The organism is Acinetobacter sp. 24-47-47, from assembly GCF_057737035.1.
On the sequence record NZ_CM173216.1, the window covers coordinates 2552040 to 2569618 of the forward strand.

General features: G+C 38.2%; 16 protein-coding genes and 1 pseudogene. 11 read left to right on the plus strand and 6 right to left on the minus strand.

Annotated features, from left to right (window positions below; translation table 11 throughout):
• Positions 1 to 57 precede the first annotated feature (57 nt).
• The 3 genes from clpX to tig all read right to left on the minus strand — a co-directional run bounded on the left by clpX (position 58) and on the right by tig (position 3537).
• Positions 58 to 1368 carry an ATP-dependent protease ATP-binding subunit ClpX gene (gene clpX / locus AC1M9E_RS11915; protein ID WP_035265272.1) on the minus strand — a complete coding sequence of 437 codons (1311 nt, stop codon included), beginning with the start codon at positions 1366 to 1368 and terminating at the stop codon, positions 58 to 60.
• A gap of 33 nt (positions 1369 to 1401) precedes the next feature.
• Positions 1402 to 2013 carry an ATP-dependent Clp endopeptidase proteolytic subunit ClpP gene (clpP, locus tag AC1M9E_RS11920; RefSeq protein ID WP_035265270.1) on the minus strand — a complete coding sequence of 204 codons (612 nt, stop codon included), beginning with the start codon at positions 2011 to 2013 and terminating at the stop codon, positions 1402 to 1404.
• Positions 2014 to 2205: 192 nt separating this feature from the next.
• The gene (gene tig, locus AC1M9E_RS11925) at positions 2206 to 3537 is read right to left on the minus strand and encodes a trigger factor (RefSeq protein ID WP_481587580.1); all 1332 of its coding nucleotides are present in this window, start codon (positions 3535 to 3537) and stop codon (positions 2206 to 2208) included.
• Positions 3538 to 3803: 266 nt separating this feature from the next.
• On the opposite strand from tig, the gene AC1M9E_RS11930 reads away from it, so the two are divergent.
• From AC1M9E_RS11930 to AC1M9E_RS11960, 7 genes are all read left to right on the plus strand, one after another.
• Positions 3804 to 5942 carry a TonB-dependent receptor domain-containing protein gene (locus AC1M9E_RS11930; RefSeq protein WP_481607800.1) on the plus strand — a complete coding sequence of 713 codons (2139 nt, stop codon included), beginning with the start codon at positions 3804 to 3806 and terminating at the stop codon, positions 5940 to 5942.
• 281 nt (positions 5943 to 6223) lie between these two features.
• Positions 6224 to 8515, plus strand: a complete 2292-nt coding sequence (locus tag AC1M9E_RS11935; protein WP_481607799.1) for a TonB-dependent receptor — start codon at positions 6224 to 6226, stop codon at positions 8513 to 8515.
• Between the two features lie 64 nt (positions 8516 to 8579).
• Positions 8580 to 9263: a Fe2+-dependent dioxygenase gene (locus AC1M9E_RS11940; RefSeq protein WP_488225214.1), complete on the plus strand. Its 684-nt coding sequence runs from the start codon at positions 8580 to 8582 to the stop codon at positions 9261 to 9263.
• Between the two features lie 317 nt (positions 9264 to 9580).
• Positions 9581 to 11278 (plus strand): 2-isopropylmalate synthase, encoded by a 1698-nt coding sequence (leuA, locus tag AC1M9E_RS11945; RefSeq protein WP_035265262.1) that lies wholly within the window; start codon positions 9581 to 9583, stop codon positions 11276 to 11278.
• A gap of 101 nt (positions 11279 to 11379) precedes the next feature.
• Positions 11380 to 12540 (plus strand): homoserine O-succinyltransferase MetX, encoded by a 1161-nt coding sequence (gene metX, locus AC1M9E_RS11950; RefSeq protein ID WP_035265259.1) that lies wholly within the window; start codon positions 11380 to 11382, stop codon positions 12538 to 12540.
• Positions 12540 to 13133, plus strand: a complete 594-nt coding sequence (gene metW, locus AC1M9E_RS11955; RefSeq protein ID WP_092766759.1) for a methionine biosynthesis protein MetW — start codon at positions 12540 to 12542, stop codon at positions 13131 to 13133. Before metX ends, metW begins: the two co-directional genes overlap by 1 nt.
• Positions 13130 to 13720 carry a tetratricopeptide repeat protein gene (locus AC1M9E_RS11960; RefSeq protein WP_092766758.1) on the plus strand — a complete coding sequence of 197 codons (591 nt, stop codon included), beginning with the start codon at positions 13130 to 13132 and terminating at the stop codon, positions 13718 to 13720. The genes metW and AC1M9E_RS11960 overlap by 4 nt, the downstream gene beginning before the upstream one ends.
• 42 nt (positions 13721 to 13762) lie before the next feature.
• On the opposite strand, the gene AC1M9E_RS11965 is transcribed toward AC1M9E_RS11960, so the two are convergent.
• Positions 13763 to 13987, minus strand: coding sequence for a GNAT family N-acetyltransferase (locus AC1M9E_RS11965; RefSeq protein WP_481607844.1), 225 nt, complete (start codon positions 13985 to 13987; stop codon positions 13763 to 13765).
• 9 nt (positions 13988 to 13996) lie between these two features.
• Positions 13997 to 14218 (minus strand): GNAT family N-acetyltransferase, encoded by a 222-nt coding sequence (locus tag AC1M9E_RS11970; protein ID WP_481607798.1) that lies wholly within the window; start codon positions 14216 to 14218, stop codon positions 13997 to 13999.
• A 94-nt stretch (positions 14219 to 14312) separates the two neighbouring features.
• On the opposite strand from AC1M9E_RS11970, the gene rdgB reads away from it, so the two are divergent.
• On the plus strand, positions 14313 to 14942 hold the full coding sequence (gene rdgB / locus AC1M9E_RS11975) for an RdgB/HAM1 family non-canonical purine NTP pyrophosphatase (RefSeq protein WP_481587585.1): 630 nt from the start codon (positions 14313 to 14315) through the stop codon (positions 14940 to 14942).
• Here rdgB and AC1M9E_RS11980 read toward each other — a convergent pair.
• Positions 14939 to 15814 (minus strand): AEC family transporter, encoded by an 876-nt coding sequence (locus tag AC1M9E_RS11980; RefSeq protein ID WP_092766755.1) that lies wholly within the window; start codon positions 15812 to 15814, stop codon positions 14939 to 14941. The genes rdgB and AC1M9E_RS11980 overlap by 4 nt on opposite strands.
• 172 nt (positions 15815 to 15986) lie before the next feature.
• Between AC1M9E_RS11980 and tatA the strand changes: the two genes are divergently transcribed.
• The 3 genes and pseudogenes from tatA (at position 15987) to tatC (ending at position 17473) form a co-directional block, all read left to right on the plus strand.
• Complete coding sequence (tatA, locus tag AC1M9E_RS11985; protein WP_035266725.1) at positions 15987 to 16214, plus strand: Sec-independent protein translocase subunit TatA; 228 nt, start codon at positions 15987 to 15989, stop codon at positions 16212 to 16214.
• Positions 16215 to 16229: 15 nt separating this feature from the next.
• Positions 16230 to 16479, plus strand: a pseudogene (gene tatB, locus AC1M9E_RS11990) (Sec-independent protein translocase protein TatB); the annotation flags it as partial.
• 211 nt (positions 16480 to 16690) lie between these two features.
• Positions 16691 to 17473 carry a twin-arginine translocase subunit TatC gene (tatC, locus tag AC1M9E_RS11995; protein WP_481591565.1) on the plus strand — a complete coding sequence of 261 codons (783 nt, stop codon included), beginning with the start codon at positions 16691 to 16693 and terminating at the stop codon, positions 17471 to 17473.
• The last annotated feature ends 106 nt before the right edge of the window (positions 17474 to 17579 follow it).

Sequence of the window (17579 nt, forward strand, 5' to 3'; positions counted from 1 at the left end):
AACAAAAAACGCGCAAAAAGTGGGACTTTTTACGCGTTTCAGATGAATTACAATCAATTAAGCAGATTTAGTATCTAAAATCTTTAAATCGACCTTTTCTTCAACTTGTTGTTCTTGTTTAGGTTGGCGCTCAGTTCGATATTCTGGTTCAGCATTTTCATTGATCACAGCTTCATTGATCACAACAGTACCAATATCAGAGCGACTTGGTAAATCGTACATCGTATCGAGTAAGACGTTTTCAAGAATTGAACGTAAACCACGTGCACCTGTATTACGCTCAAGTGCTTTTTTCGCAACAGCTCGCAATGCTGAATCTTCAAATAATAGATCAACATCTTCCATTTCGAACAAGTATTGATACTGACGCGTTAATGCATTTTTTGGTTCAGTCAAAATTTGCATTAATGCTTCTTCGTCCAATTCTTCGAGCGTTGCAATCACTGGCAGACGACCAATGAATTCAGGGATTAAACCAAATTTCACAAGATCGGCAGCTTCTACCTGACTAAATAATTCAGATAACTTCTTAGAGTCATCTTTAGTCTTTACGTCAGCAGTGAAACCAATTCCACCTTTTTCTTGACGCTGTTGCACGACACGCTCCAAACCAGAGAATGCACCACCGCAGATAAACAGGATATTAGACGTATCAATTTGAATGAACTCTTGCTGTGGATGCTTACGACCACCTTGAGGTGGAATTGAAGCTACCGTACCTTCGATCATTTTTAAAAGCGCTTGTTGAACACCTTCTCCTGAGACATCACGTGTAATTGAAGGATTTTCAGACTTACGGGTAATCTTATCGATCTCATCGATATAAATGATACCCTTCTGTGCTTTCTCAACATCGTAATCTGCTTTTTGTAGCAATTTTTGTACGATATTCTCAACATCTTCACCAACATAACCAGCTTCAGTTAATGTCGTTGCATCAGCCATCGCAAATGGGACATCTAATAAGCGCGCTAAAGTTTGTGCCAATAAAGTCTTACCCGAACCTGTTGGTCCTATGAGTAAGATATTGCTTTTAGCAAGTTCTACACGATCTTCTGACTTTGCAGTAGATTGAGTTACTTTAAGACGTTTATAGTGGTTATATACCGCAACAGAGAGCGTTTTTTTCGCAGTGTCTTGACCAATCACATATTGATCTAAAGCTGCACGAATTTCATGCGGCTTAGGTAATGGACGAGTTGCCCATTCACCAGTTTCGACTTGCTGGCTCGTCTGAACTAAATCTAAGCATACATCTACACATTCATTACAAATGTAAGCGTCCTCGCCTGCAATGAGTTTACCCACTTCAGACTGCGTTTTACCGCAAAATGAACAATGCTTTTGTCCTTGAGGATTTTCAGACATCTTCACTCCAAATAAATTTCTATGCTTTACAGCTTAAAGTTGCGGACGTTTCGTTAAAACTTCATCGACCAAACCATATTCTTTTGCAGCTTGAGCGGTCATAAAGTTATCACGGTCTGTATCACGTGCAACAGTTTCATAATCTTGGCCACTGTGTTCAGCCATTAGACGGTTCAAACGCTCTTTAATAAATAGAATTTCACGTGCATGAATTTCAATATCTGAGGCTTGACCACGGAAACCACCCAATGGTTGATGAATCATAACACGAGCGTTTTCTAAGCAGTAACGTTTACCCTTAGCACCAGCATTCAATAAAAAAGCGCCCATTGATGCCGCTTGACCCATGCAATACGTCACGACGTCTGGTTTGATGAATTGCATCGTATCGTAAATTGCCATACCCGCAGTCACTGAACCACCAGGTGAGTTAATGTACAAATGAATATCTTTTTCTGGGTTCTCAGCTTCTAAGAACAACATTTGCGCAACGATTAAGTTCGCCATATTGTCTTCAACTTCACCCGTTAAGAAAATTACACGTTCGCGTAAAAGACGCGAGAAAATATCAAAAGAACGCTCACCACGAGATGATTGCTCTACGACAACTGGAACCAAAGCATTATCAATTGTTGGAACATACATACGTTATTTATTCCTGAATTTTTTGTCACTCAATACATTTTCACAATATGAGGGATAATTGTCGAAAATGCAAAATATTCACCATTAAATATCAGATATTTTTTGATTAGGCTTTGTGAATACAGGACAAGTTGATCCATATTTTTTACAAGAAAAAAGGCGCGTTAAGCGCCTCTTCCTTCGGATAACCGATTAGCCTTGTTGACGAGCTTGTTGTTCTTTCAACAATTCTTCATAGCTAACAGCTTTATCAGTTACTTTAGCAGACGCTAAGATGTGATCTACAACTTGGTCTTCTAAAACAACAGCTTCGATTTGTGCACGTTGTTGCTTATCATTTTTGAAGTATTCAATAACTTCTGTAGGATCTTCATAAGAAGTCGCCATATCTTCGATATAAGCTTCTACACGTGCTTGATCAACTTCGATTTTTGCTTCAGCAAGAATACTGCTCACCAAAACACCTAATTTTACTGATTTTTCAGCTTGCTCTTTGAATAATTCATCTGGAAGCATGCTTGAATCAAATGCTTTAGCGCCTTGAGCACCAAACTGTTGAGTAAACTGTTGGATCATTTGTTGACGTTGACGGTCAATTTCTTGAGACAACATAGATGCAGGTACTTCAATTTCATTTGCAGCTACAAGCGCATCAAAAGTTGCACCTTTCACTTGATTGCGAAGACCGTTTTTCACTTCACGTTCCATATTTTTGCGAACGTCAGCTTTTAACTTCTCAACACCTTCTTCTTCAGTTAAACCAAAGATTTTTAGGAATTCAGCATCTACCTCAGGAAGCTTTTGTTTTTCAACAAGCTTAACTGTGATTTTGAATTGAGCTGATTTACCTGCAAGGTTTTCTGCTTGGTAATCTTCAGGGAAAGTTACATCAATTACTTTCTCTTCGCCTTTCTTCATACCAACGATACCGTCTTCGAAGCCAGGGATCATACGACCAGAACCTAATACAAGTTTGAAGTCTTCAGCAGAACCACCTTCAAATTTTTCGCCGTCAATAGAACCTTCGAAATCAAAAGTAACTTGCATGTCTTTTTTAGCCATGCCTTTTGTTTCAGTCCAAGTCGCGCGTTGCTTTTGAAGATTTTCGATCATTTGATCTACATCTTTATCATTTACTTCAGTAGATTTACGTTCAACTTCTAAACCGTCAAACTTAACTGAAACTTCTGGATAAACTTCAACAGTAGCTTCATAAACTAAAGCATCTTCTTTGTTTTCAACTTTTTCAATGTTAGGCATGCCTACAGCATTGATTTTCTCTTGTTGAATTGCTTCGAATACTGTGTCACGAATAACATCATTTACCACTTCTTGGTAAATGCTCGCGCCGTATTCACGACGAACAACATTTAAAGGCACTTTACCTGGACGGAAGCCGTTGATCTTAACTGTTTTAGCAGTACGTTTTAAACGAGCTTCGAATTGCTCATTAACACGGCTCGTCGGTACAGATACATTTAAACGACGGGCTACGCCCGAAACCGCTTCAGAAGTTACTTGCATGGCTTCCTCGATATAGAAATAGTAATTGCAATTTTTAAAGTGCCACATTATATGACAACAATCAAAGATATACAAAATACCTTTTTCAAACCATCTTTTTTATGAACCTGAGAATATTTTTTTTGCTCACAAGGTTTGACCATATTCAATTCATATTTCTTAATTATTGTTTGTTTTTTATTGCAAATGATAAAGTTTATCATTAATATTTGCATCAAATTTGATCATGCCCTCAAGCATCACTCATACCAGCGGAAGAACATAATATGAGTAAGTTTAAGCTTCAACCTCTTACAGTTGCATTATTCGCTTTGTCTAGCGGTGTAACATTTGCAAATACCACAAATGAAAGTAGTGCTCATCAACTTTCGACAATTGTCGTTTCTGCTGCGGGTTTTGAGCAGGATATTAAAAATGCACCTGCATCTATTAGTGTTGTAACTAAAGAAGATATTGAAAAGAAAAATGCGACAAGCATCGCTGATCTTTTATCAGATGTCCCTGGTATTGATATTCGTTCTGGAGTTGGGAAAACATCTGGCCTTAACGTTAAGATGCGTGGTCTTGGTAATGACTATAGCTTAGTTCTTATTGATGGACGCCGTCAAACAACCTCATCAGATGTAACACCTAATGGCTTTGGTGAAACCTCTAATAGTTTTTTACCGCCTCTAGCCGCTATTGAGCGAATTGAAGTTATACGTGGACCAATGGCTACTCGCTATGGTTCAGAAGCAATGGGTGGTGTGATCAATATCATTACTAAAAAAGTTGCAGATCAGTGGTCAGCAAATGTCACAACGAGTGGCAACATTATGGAAAGTAATGCTGAAGCAGACTCTTGGAAATCTAGTTTTGTGATTAATGGTCCACTTATTAATGACCGCTTAGGTTTACAATTAAGAGGTAGCTATTTGGATCGTCAACGTTCTGAACGTATTGTTGAGGGTTCGACTAGCCGTGATCCACGCCCAAGTAAAGCAGATAATTATGATTATGGTGCAAAATTAGACTTTAAATTAGATGAACAAAATGCTTTATGGATCGATGGTTTTTATTCTAGCCAACGCTATGACAACACAGATCAACGTTTAGGAAACTTTATTTCTCGTGGTGGTATCGCAGGCTATAACGATGAGCTTGAGTTCAATCGAACTCAATTTGCACTTGGTCATGATGGTAACTATGATTTTGGTTTGTGGAAAACTTATCTAAGCCATAACACAACAGAGACCCAAGGTCGCACCATTCCAACAGATGCATTCCCAGAGTTAGCAGGTCAAGCTCGAAAACTCGAAAATAAAGATCTTGTGATTGACTCTCATATTGTTGCACCAATCAAAAGTCATAAATTGACAGTTGGTACTGAATACAAAGATACAACCATTGCAGATGATATTGCAGGTATAGGAAAAGAATTTACACAGGATACTTGGTCTCTCTACGCTGAAGATGAATGGCAACTCAAAGACAACTTATTTTTCACATTCGGTGGTCGCTTCGAAGATCATAGCGGATTTGGTGGACAATTTAGTCCGCGGGCTTATTTAGTTTGGAACACCAATGATGCACTAACGATCAAAGGTGGCGTAAGTACAGGTTATAAAACACCATCCGCTAAGGATCTTTACGACGGAATCAATGGTTATAGTGGTCAAGGTGCTACACCGAGTCTTGGAAATCCAGATTTAGATCCTGAAACATCAATCAACTATGAGCTTGGATTTAATTATCAACCTTCTGATAATTTTAACCTTACAGCAACTGTATTCTTCAACGTTGTTGAAGACAAGATCGTTTCTAGAACGTTCAGTTGTAACACCAATGATTGCTCTAATCTTAGTGATAAAGCAACTTCTTATAGCAAGAGTTTCAACACGGATGAAGCAGAAATTTATGGTTTAGAGACATCCCTAAATTATCAAATTATTCCAGAATGGAGCTTAAAAGCGGCTTACACCTATACCGATTCAGAAATAACTAAAGGTCAAGACAAAGGATATGCTTTAGAGTCTACTGCGAAACATTTAGCTAGCCTAACATCTACTTGGCACATTAATGACTCTTTAGACCTATGGTTACAACATGAATATCAATCTGGTCGTCCTCGATTTACTAGTGAACCTACAGACGCTGGCTCAATTAGTATTTTGGAACAAACCAATAACGAATTTTCTGGTTATAATTTATTTAATCTTGGTGCAAGTTATCAACTGAACGATAAAATTCGTATTAATGCTGCAGTAAACAATCTATTGGATAAAGACTTTACTCAAAATATGGAATATGTAGATATTAACGGCGATCTTCAACAAGCTTATAAATATCTTTCAATTGGACGTAGCTCTGAAGGCACATACTTAGCTGGTCGTAACTACTGGTTATCTATTTCATATGATTTCTAATTCTAGGTAGATTCTCTCTAGTAAAACCCTGCGCTAGCAGGGTTTTTTATTTTATTAAAATTTAATTCCCTATCAAAAATAGCCATACAAAAATGTAGAAACTTTAATTTTTCCAATATTATTTAAATTCATTTACTTATACATAAAATATTACATTATTACATTTAAGCTTCCGTTATTTAGCTTAACTTAAATCGCAAATATCAATTTTAAGACCCGTTAAAGCTAAAAAAGAATCATTATTATTCTCAACCTGAAAACAAATTCATATCAGGTTGAACATGGCCTTTATCACGACACGTAAAAAAATCGTTTCATCTGCAATAGCAACGTCATTGGCTGTTATTTCAGGTCAAACTTTCGCACAAGAAGATACAGCGCATTTAGAAACAATTAAATCAGAGGCTCAATCAGAGCAGTCATTTAAAGTCGACAAATCCTCAAACGCTAAATACGTTGCTCCCCTACTCGATACTCCCAAATCAATCTCTGTTATTTCTCAAAAACAGATACAAGATACTCAAGTGACTACGCTGTCTGATGCTTTAAGAACTGTTCCAGGAATTACACTTGGTGCGGGCGAAGGTGGCAACCCAAATGGTGACCGTCCATTTATCCGTGGTTATAACTCTGAAAGTTCAATGTACGTTGACGGTGTGAGGAACTCTACTTCTCAAAACCGAGAAATGTTTGCCGTTGAACAGGTTGAAGTCACCAAAGGCTCCGCCTCTACTTTAGGTGGTGGAGGTTCTACGGGTGGTAGTATTAACCTAATTTCCAAATTAGCCAAATCTGGAGATGCTTTCCAAGGCTCTGTTGCTGGCGGTACTGATGCTTATGCACGTATCACATTAGATGCAAATAAAGATTTTGGGAATGGTATTGCGACTCGTGTCGTGGCAATGGGTCACCAGAATGAAAAAGCGGGACAACATAATGGCGCTGAATATGAACGTGCTGGTATTGCACCAAGTATTAGCTTTGGGTTAGACACGCCCACTCGAGCGACACTAGCCTACTACTACCTAAAGTCTGATGATAAGCCAGATTCAGGTATTCCATATAAATACGACACTAACAGAAAAGCGACCGTCGGCTCACCCGTTGATGTTAAACAGGGTACATACTACGGTTGGTTAAATCGTGATTTTCAAAAGCAAGAAAATCAAAGTGGGACCCTTAAGCTAGAGCACGATTTTAGCGAAAATCTAAGCTTGATGAATACTGCTGTCTATAGCAAATCAAAAAATAATTACTTATGGACTCAACCAGATGACAGTCAGGGCAACGTCGCAAATGGAAAAGTTTGGCGTCGTCTAAATACCAACCTAACAACCACTGACAGTTTTACAGATCAACTCGCATTAACAGGTAAACTCCAAACAGGCATCATAAAACATAATTTCAATTTGGGTGCTGAATACAGTAAACAAGATTCTGAACGCGGCACAAACATTGTAACCGACCCTAATACCTCGTTAATAGGCGGTAGTGGTGCTAATAATGCATGCTCATTAAATATTTCAAATGGTTGGTGTACTGATCTTTATAACCCCAATTCGAATGATGCTTGGCTAGGTAAAGTTCAAGCTAATCCAAATGTCATGAAGATTAAATCTGAAACACAATCAGTATATGCCCTAAATAATATTGAGCTTAATCCTCAGTGGCTCCTTGACCTTGGTATTCGCTGGGATGAATTCGAAACTGAAATGAAATACAATCAAGATACTGGTTCAGGCACTTCAGCAATTCAAGCAGGAACAAAATATAATTCAAAACACGATTTCTTCAATTATCAAGCTGGATTAACTTTTAAACCAAGAGAAAATGGATCAATTTATGCAAGCTATGCGACTTCAGCTAATCCCGTTGGAATCGATGCTGGTAATGGTTCAGAAGGGTTAAGTGTACCAGGACGCAATACAACTGATGCACAAGCAAGAGCAATTAACAACCTCAAACCTGAAGAAGTCAAAACCTATGAAATCGGAACCAAATGGGACCTTTTGAATAACAGAATTAATCTTACAGCTGCTATTTTCCGTACAGAAAAAGAAAATACTCGCGCTTTAGATAATGATGGATTTACAAGAAATATTGGTGAGACTCGTGTTGATGGTGTTGAATTAGCCTTAAACGGCAATATCACAAATAAATGGGCTTTATCTGCAGGATACACATATTTAGATAGTGAAATTGTTGATGCAGGTTATGTCAAAAATAGCGATGGAAGTTATTCGGCTAGCCCAACTAATGGTAACCAAGTCCAAAATGTCGCAAAACACTCTGCCACTTTGTGGACAACTTACCAAGTTCTCCCTAAATTACAATTAGGTGCTGGTGTTTTAGCTATGGATCGAGTGTATGGAGATGCTGCAAATACCAAATTTGTACCAGGCTATGTTCGTTATGACGCCATGGCTCGCTATCAAGTAAATTCAGATATTGATCTTCAATTGAACGTCAATAATCTCTCAGATACACGTTATTTCACGAAAGCTTATGCTTCGCATTATGCAACTGAAGCTGAAGGTCGAAATGCTGTATTGTCTTTAAATTTCAAGTTTTAATTTCATTTCAGCATAGCTCTATACAAGCTATGCTTTTCATCACCTAAAGCAGTGAGTGATCGTAGTGATTCATCATATTCCAAATATTCTAAGCCCTGAACAAGTTCGATATTTTCGTAAAGAAATGTCTAAAGTAGATTGGGTCAATGGAAAGGTAACAGCTGGAACACTCTCTGCAACAGTGAAACATAATCAGCAACTTTCCAATGATCATCCCCTGACAAAACATCTAGGTGATATTATTTTAGAATCCCTAGGTCAACATCCTTTATTCTTATCAGCAGCAATTCCACTAGATATCATCCCTCCTCTGTTTAATCGCTATGAGCAGCATCAATCATTCGGTTTTCATGTCGACAATTCGATTCGCAGAGTTCAAGGCTCACAAGAACGCTTGAGAACAGATTTATCTTGTACCTTATTCTTGAGTGATCCGCACGAATATGACGGCGGTGAATTAGTCATTGAAGATACTTATGGATATCACGAAGTCAAACTCCCTGCAGGAGATTTGATACTTTATCCATCTACTAGCTTACATGAGGTCACTTCTATCCAATCGGGTTGTCGCTTGGCATCATTTTTTTGGGTACAAAGTATGATTCGAGATGATTCAAATCGACATATGTTATTTACTTTAGATCAATCTATTCAGCAACTTCGTATGGAATTAGGGGATCAACATGAGCAAGTCATCAAACTCACGAGCCTCTATCACAATTTAATTCGAAAATGGGCAGAACTATAATTTATTTTTCACAGTTAATTTTTATAATGAAAAATATTATTAAAAAAAAATATATTGTGAAAAAAAATTTCACATTCATCATACTTTGATCTAAATCAGGGAATAATTCTCTTGAAGATCGCACTATACTAAAAGAAAGAATTTACAAGCACTGTGACGGTATAGCTAAGCTCTATATATTCAAAAGATTTTTAGGGAATTCAGCAAAATGATGCAGTAAGCCACTTGTAAATTGATAGAATAGACACAATCGATATAAATAGCGCAGTGCCTTTACACAAGACCCAAGCATGTTGTGCTATGAAAGGAGTTATCTCATGATGTTGGCTGATCCAAGCAAAAAATACCGTCGCATGTACCAACGTGTAGACTTACCTGACCGTCAATGGCCAAATAACGAAATTAATAAAGCGCCTATCTGGATGAGCACCGACCTCCGTGACGGTAACCAAGCTATTTTCGAACCAATGAACATTGAACAAAAGTTCAAGATGTTCCAAATGTTGGTGAAAATTGGTTTCAAACATATTGAAATTGGCTTTCCATCTGCCTCACAGATTGATTTTGACTTTACCCGTAAATTAATCGAAGAAAATCATATTCCAGATGATGTCTATATCGAAGTATTAGTTCAAGCTCGTGATCACTTGATTCAACGTACATTTGAATCATTACAAGGTGCCAAACGTGCAATTGTGCATATCTATAATTCAAACTCACCAACATTCCGTCAAAAAGTATTGAATGTTGATGTAGCGGGTGCGAAAGCCTTAGCGGTGAATGCGGCTCAAAAAGTGAAAGAATATGCAGCACAATATCCTGAAACTGAATGGGTGTTCCAATACTCTCCTGAATGCTTTACCGCAACTGAATTAGAAGTTGCAAAAGATGTCTGTGATGCAGTCACTGAAATTTGGGATGCTCGCCCAGATAATAAAGTTATCTTGAATCTACCCGCGACTGTTGAAGTTTCTGGGCCTCATGTTTACGCTGACCAAGTTGAATGGATGCATCGCAACTTACAACGCCGCGATGGTGTCATTATTTCTGTACACTGTCACAATGACCGTGGATGCGGTATTGCAGCATCCGAGTTAGCGATCATGGCTGGTGCTGATCGTGTGGAAGGTTGTGTATTTGGTAATGGTGAACGTACAGGTAACGTTGACGTTGCAGCGATTGCATTAAATATGTATACCCAAGGTGTCGCTCCAAATCTAGATTTTTCAAATATTAATGAAATCATTTCTACTATTGAAGAATGTACAGGTATACCCGTTCATCCACGTCATCCATATGCGGGTGATTTAGTATTTACTGCATTTTCTGGCTCACACCAAGATGCGATTAAAAAAGGCTTTGAGTTCCAGAAAAACGAAGAAATTTGGGACATGCCTTACTTACCAATTGATCCTAAAGATTTGGGACGTGATTATGACGCAGTCATTCGTGTCAATTCACAATCAGGTAAAGGTGGTATCGCATACTTGTTAGAGTCGAACTACAACGTCGTATTACCACGTCGCTTACAAATTGAGTTCTCGCAAGTCGTGCAACAGGTAGCTGACGAAGAAGGCGTAGAAGTTTCTGCTGAGCAAATTTGGAGTTTATTCCAAAGTACATATGTAAATCAGAAAGATAAACATTATGTCGCGAAAAACTATCGATTATCTGATGAAAATGGCAATCAAGTCATTGAATTAGATATTGAAGTCGGTGGTCAAGTTCAACATCTACGTGGTGAAGGCAACGGACCAATCTCTGCAATTTTAGATGCTTTACAGTTGCCAATCGATGTTGTGAACTATGAAGAACGTAGCATTGGTTCTGGTGCAAATGCTAAAGCGTTGGCACTAATTGAACTTCAAGTCAAAGGTACAGGTAAATCAGCATTCGGTGCTGGTGTACATGACAACATCGTGACTTCATCTATTGAAGGAATTATTGCATGTACAAATCGTTTAATTGATCAAGGTGTTTTGAGCACAGATCAAGTGATCGCTGCGGCAGTATAAATATTAGCAATAATATTTAGCACGAAAATGACTTTAGAAGGATACCCTCAAGTGGTATCCTTTTATTTATTCATACTTAAGATTTTAGGCGAATTTATCCTGTGTCTTTTCCAGCTGACTCAGTGGGCATTGTTGTTCCACAAAAGTTCCAATTTGAAGAACCACTCGCATTAGAATGTGGCCGCGTTTTACCACGTTTCGAATTGATGGTCGAAACTTATGGCACACTCAATGCAGATAAATCTAATGCAATTTTGATCTGCCATGCGCTTTCTGGTCATCATCATGCTGCTGGTTATCACCATGAAGATGATAAAAAAGCAGGTTGGTGGGATGCTTGTATTGGGCCAGGCAAAGCAATTGATACCAATACATTTTTTGTGGTGGCATTAAACAATATTGGTGGTTGTAACGGATCAACAGGACCAACCTCCCCAAATCCTGAAAATGAAAATCGTCCTTATGGTCCAGATTTTCCATTAGTGACCGTGCGCGATTGGGTTAAAACTCAAGCAATGCTGTCTGATCGTCTTGGTATCACTGTTTGGCACTCTATTATTGGTGGCTCTTTGGGAGGCATGCAGGCACTTCAGTGGTCTGTAGATTATCCTGACCGATTAAATAATTGTGTCATTATTGCCAGTGCACCTAAACTTTCAGCGCAAAATATCGCGTTTAATGAGGTCGCGCGCCAATCCATTTTGTCTGATCCTGATTTTCATCATGGTCGCTATTTAGAAAAAGACAGCTATCCTAAACGTGGTCTTATTCTAGCGCGGATGGTAGGTCACATTACCTACCTTTCTGAAGAAGCCATGAAACAAAAATTTGGTCGTGATTTAAAATCTGGCAAATTCATGTATGGTTTCGATGTTGAATTCCAAGTTGAAAGTTATCTTCGCTATCAAGGTGAACAATTTAGTCGTAACTTTGATGCGAACACCTACTTGATCATGACTAAAGCTTTGGATTACTTCGATCCTTCTCGTGAGTATGAACAATCTTTAGTTAAAGCAATGTCGAATACAAAATGTAAATTCCTTGTGATTTCATTTACTACGGATTGGAGATTCTCTCCTTCCCGATCTGTTGAGATTGTGGATGCATTGATTACCAATCATAAGCCTGTGAGCTATGTTGATATTGATGCAGAACAAGGTCATGACTCGTTCTTGTTTCCTATCCCTTTATATGTCAAAACTTTAAGGGCTTTCTTAGGTGGTGTAGACCATCTTGCTTCAACCCCTAAGGAGACCGTGTAATGCGTATTGATCAGAAGCTTGCAGAAAAATGGATTAAACCTGATTCAAGCATTTTAGATCTTGGTTGTGGCGATGGTGAGTTACTGGCTCATATGAGCAAAAAGCACAACATTCGTGCATACGGATTAGAAATCGATCAAGAAAAGATTGCAATTGCAGTCAGTCGAGGGTTAAATATCATCCAACAAGACTTGAACCTCGGTTTGGGACGCTTTGCAGACCAGTCATTTGACTATGTTGTCATGGCACAAGCTTTGCAAGCTGTAGATGCACCTGATGTGCTTTTGCGCGATATGGTGCGTGTTGGGAAACAAGCAATTATTACTTTTCCTAACTTTGCACACTGGAAAACACGCTCTTTCCTTGCTTTAAAAGGGAAAATGCCTGTTTCGGATGCCTTACCCTATATGTGGTATAACACTCCAAATATCCATCTGTGCACGTTTAAGGATTTCGAAGCACTTTGTGCTGAGAATCAAATTAAAATTATTGACCGTTTAGCCGTGAATGGGAATCAACAAGGGAGTTTGCTCAGCAAGCATATCCCGAACTTGTTTGGCGAGGTCGCGATTTATCGAGTGAGCGCTCTATGAAAAAGTTATTCTTAGGTACTTCATTATTTCTAGGGTTGTTGAGTTTCCAAGTTCATGCAGATTATGTACCTCAACAACCATCAACTTCTGCACTAGCTGCACAGTATTCACGTATGCCTGTATCTGAGCTCCAAAAAGCTGCTCGAGCAGGTCAACCGGCTGCCCAGTTTTATCTGGCAACACATTATCAACATGGTAAAGATGTTGCTAAAGACCTAAAGCAAGCTTTCGTTTGGTATAAGGCAGCAGCCGATCAAGGTATTTCATCTGCTCAGCTGAATGTGGGTCGTATGTATGCTGACGGTATTGGTGTTGCTAAAAATGAAACCTTAGCTCGCCAATACTTCGAAAAAGCAGCAAGTCATGGTGACAATCGTGCAAGCTTCAATTTAGCCGTTATGGAAGAGCAAAAGAAAAACTATATGGGTGCTTACCAATGGTATGAGCTTTCTACACGTGATGGCATGTTAGATAATAAAGTGATCAATATGTCTGAGACGAAAAAGACGGCTTTGGCTGCCAACCTGACACCAGAACAAATTCGTACTGCACGTGACCGTGCTGATCAATGGATTCAAAGCCGTTAATTACGCTTATAAGTTTGAAGAAAGCACCTATCGGTGCTTTTTTTATTCGACCATCTTCTTCATTCTTATGAATTTCATATCTTCGAATATTTCCACTTCACTCTGCGAAGTAAAACCTAATTTTTTATAAAAATGAACAGCCCCTATATGCGCATTGACTGTTATCTGTTGGATCTCCGTTTGAGTTAATTGATCTAACACATAATTAAATAAATGAGTTCCAACGCCTTGAAATTGCAGATTTGGATGAACAAAAAAATGAAAAATATGGGCGGGTTATTTGTAAGCAATCACCCCCACAAGCGACTGCTCTAATTCTGCAACAAAGTATTTTATCTCTTGATGATTGATGTGCGATACAAGAGCTTCTTTTGAAAATAGGGACTTACTTTTTGGCATCTCATCAAAGTGATTCAAAGCGAAAGCAATACAGGACGCAATATTTTCAGCATCCGCGATCTCTACTTGACGAATATGAATGGTATTTAAATTTCTCATTTTTAATGATTGGTTATTTTAGAGATGAGTTCATCTGTATCATCGCAAATATCCGTTAGAATAGCTTCAAATTTGAAACAGAAAGTGATTCAACATGGCGTCTAAAGATTGGTTAGATCAAGGTACTTTGGTTTTAGCGAGCAACAATAAAGGGAAAATAGCTGAGTTCGAAAAGTTATTTGAAGAATTAAAACTCCCTGTTAACGTTGTTCCCCAAGGACAACTGAACATTGAGGATGCGGTGGAAGATGGATTAAGTTTTGTAGAAAATGCCATTATCAAAGCACGACATGCTTCTAAGATTTCGGGTAAACCAGCTATAGCAGATGACTCAGGTATTTGCGTCCCTGCACTTGGTGGTGCTCCTGGTATTTACTCTGCACGTTATGCTGGTGAGCATGGCGATGATGCTGCCAATAATGCTAAATTACTGGCAGATTTAGCACCATTACGTAACAATGGTGACGTGATTGAAGGGATGTTTGTGTGTGTACTCGCCTTAGTTCAACACGCCGAAGATCCTTTACCTCAGATTTTCCAAGGAATCTGGAAAGGTGAAATTTTGGAAGTAGCACGTGGCAAAAATGGTTTTGGCTACGACCCACTGTTTTGGCTACCTGAACTCAATATTAGTAGCGCTGAAATGACCAAAGAAGAAAAAAATAAGATCAGTCATCGTGGTCAAGCCATGCAGTTATTCAAAGCAAGCCTCGAAACGAACTAAACGATCAGTCCATGATAAACCATGGCAAATAAACCAATTGTCATGCAACTTACGATGGTACCCGCTGCGATATATTGGGCTGAAACACCTGTTCCTGAATAATGTGTTTCTAAAGCAACAATATTCGCTGCGGGTGGTAATAAAAAAAACATAGACATCAGTGCAATTACAACCAGTTCGTGAGGAATCGGTAGAAGAAAATAGGCTACCGCACAGCACACTAAACCAAATAGAAATTTAATCAAAGCAAGTTTTAAACTTTCAATTAAATCGGACAAGTGAATTTTTACTTGAGATAACCACATCCCAAGGATACACATCCCTGTAAAGGTCATTAACCACTTATCCAATATATACAATGATTGAATCATTGCATTCTGCTGAAAATGACTAACATTCCATAACGAAAGAAAACCAGCAACTAATAAAGCTAAAATCGGTGGAGAGAAAGTCAATTTTCTCAAAATCTCCATCGCAGACTGCTTTTCAGCACTTAATACGGTCACTGCACAAATATTACCAAAAATAGAGCCCCCGACATAAAGTGCAACCATAGGACTAGATGCTTGCGCACCAAAAATAGCGAATGCAAATGGAAAGCCAAGCCAAGCCATGTTGAGGTAACTGGAACATAAGGAGACTAATTTGTCTTTTGTACGGTAATAAACAAATAAATACAGCAAAAATGAAGCGATAAAACTAAATAACATCAACCATATACTGCCCTCTTGGTAAAACACCATATTGTAAATAATGATGAGAGGAATCAGCACTTTCGCCAACAACATCGCCATAAAGGGACGAATTTTTTGTAAATATTCTACGCCAAAATAGCCGATAAGAAAGGAGACTAGTGGGAGTAGAAGAACCATATTAAATATGAAATAGATTTTTTCTCATCTTAGCACAACATCTATTTCACTTCAGAGTAAGTCTCTTGCACACATAAAAAATCCATGACTTCAAACTGAAATAATTCCGTCAACTTGCTGTCATAAAGAACTGTTGAAATCATTCAAGATCATTTTCAATAAGGAATATATCATGGCTGGATTATCAATTTGGCACGTACTTATTTTCGCAATTGTCGTTTTACTTTTGTTCGGTACGTCTAAGCTAAAAAATTTGGGTAAAGATGTTGGTGGTGCGGTTAAAGATTTTAAAAAATCAATTAAGGATGACGAAGACCAGAGCACATCTGCTCAATTAAAAGAACCACGCACGATTGAACATCAAACATCTCATGATTTGAATTCAACAGCGAAACATTAAAGGTAGGTAACAGTAATGCTGAATATTGGTATGGCTGAACTATTAATGTTTGGCATCATTGCATTGCTTGTTCTTGGACCTGAAAAGCTTCCTGAGGGTGCGCGATTTGCTGGTAAATGGTATGGCAAAATTAAACGTATGGTCAGCAATGTACAAAATGATATTGATCGTGAACTAAGAATGTCTGAACTTAAAGAACAAATGCAGACTGAAATGAAGCGCATTCAAGAATTAGAAGAAAAAATGAAAGCGCAAATGCAGGAAATTGAAAAACACACAGTATTAAGCGATGAATATTTAAATCCACCTATCCATCAACAGGTTCGCTCTGAAACAAGCCCTGTTTATGTGTATTTAAACGTTCAGCAAAGTACAGCAGTTCCTTTTAGAGGACACGCTACACCTAAGCAAAGTTTTATTCATATTCAAAATTCGGCGCAACACAATAAACCGTATGTAGTCTTAGCGGAGGCAGTATGAGTCACAATACTCTCCCAAATATCATCTCTTCAAATGAGGAAAATCCTCAGCTTGAAGAAATGCCAATAACCAAGCATCTTATTATTTTAAGAAAATATTTATTTAGAATAGTTGGGGTCATTCTCGTTTTATTCTTTTGTTTATTACCATTTGCAAATCAAAGCTATCAAATGATGTCTGAGCCTCTTAGAGCTCAACTCCCAATAAATTCATCAATGATTGCAACTGATGTCACCGCGACATTTATGGCACCATTTAAGTTAAACTTCTTCGTTGCTCTAATGATCGCCATGCCATTTATCATTTATCAAATATGGGCTTTTGTCAGACCGGCGCTTTATAAAAATGAGAAAGCTTTAGCTCTACCATTACTCATCGGAAGTATTACATTATTTTATGCAGGTGTTGCTTTTGCTTACTTTATAGCCCTCCCTTCGATTTTACATTTTTTCATTAGCGTTGCACCTGAAACGGTTGCACCCATGACTGACATTAATAGCTATCTGAGTTTCTGTTTAAAATTATTCTTGGTTTTTGGTTTAACTTTTGAAATTCCAATTGTGACTTTATTACTCATTATGATTGGGGTCGTTACCACAGAACAATTGGTTGAAAAAAGACGTTTTATTATTGTAGGTTGTTTCTTCGTTTCTATGTTTGTGACGCCACCTGATGCACTCTCGATGATTATGTTAGCGATACCAATGTGGATGTTATTTGAATTGGGACTTTTGTTTGGAAAATTACTCGAAAACAGAAGAGCAAAGTCAGTACTTTGATATCTTGACCCTTTTACACATAGGCGAGTCTGAAGACTCGCCTTTTTCATACTCTTTAAATAAAAGCTTAATTCAACTGACATAAATCTATCACTTGATTGTCATG

Excerpts from the sequence above, each read along its gene's own strand:
- clpX (WP_035265272.1), bottom strand. The coding sequence starts at position 1,368 with ATGTCTGAAAATCCTCAAGGACAAAAGCATTGTTCATTTTGCGGTAAA.
- clpP (WP_035265270.1), bottom strand. The coding sequence starts at position 2,013 with ATGTATGTTCCAACAATTGATAATGCTTTGGTTCCAGTTGTCGTAGAG.
- tig (WP_481587580.1), bottom strand. The coding sequence starts at position 3,537 with ATGCAAGTAACTTCTGAAGCGGTTTCGGGCGTAGCCCGTCGTTTAAAT.
- AC1M9E_RS11930 (WP_481607800.1), top strand. The coding sequence starts at position 3,804 with ATGAGTAAGTTTAAGCTTCAACCTCTTACAGTTGCATTATTCGCTTTG.
- AC1M9E_RS11935 (WP_481607799.1), top strand. The coding sequence starts at position 6,224 with ATGGCCTTTATCACGACACGTAAAAAAATCGTTTCATCTGCAATAGCA.
- leuA (WP_035265262.1), top strand. The coding sequence starts at position 9,581 with ATGATGTTGGCTGATCCAAGCAAAAAATACCGTCGCATGTACCAACGT.
- metW (WP_092766759.1), top strand. The coding sequence starts at position 12,540 with ATGCGTATTGATCAGAAGCTTGCAGAAAAATGGATTAAACCTGATTCA.
- AC1M9E_RS11960 (WP_092766758.1), top strand. The coding sequence starts at position 13,130 with ATGAAAAAGTTATTCTTAGGTACTTCATTATTTCTAGGGTTGTTGAGT.
- AC1M9E_RS11970 (WP_481607798.1), bottom strand. The coding sequence starts at position 14,218 with ATGAGAAATTTAAATACCATTCATATTCGTCAAGTAGAGATCGCGGAT.
- rdgB (WP_481587585.1), top strand. The coding sequence starts at position 14,313 with ATGGCGTCTAAAGATTGGTTAGATCAAGGTACTTTGGTTTTAGCGAGC.
- AC1M9E_RS11980 (WP_092766755.1), bottom strand. The coding sequence starts at position 15,814 with ATGGTTCTTCTACTCCCACTAGTCTCCTTTCTTATCGGCTATTTTGGC.
- tatA (WP_035266725.1), top strand. The coding sequence starts at position 15,987 with ATGGCTGGATTATCAATTTGGCACGTACTTATTTTCGCAATTGTCGTT.
- tatC (WP_481591565.1), top strand. The coding sequence starts at position 16,691 with ATGAGTCACAATACTCTCCCAAATATCATCTCTTCAAATGAGGAAAAT.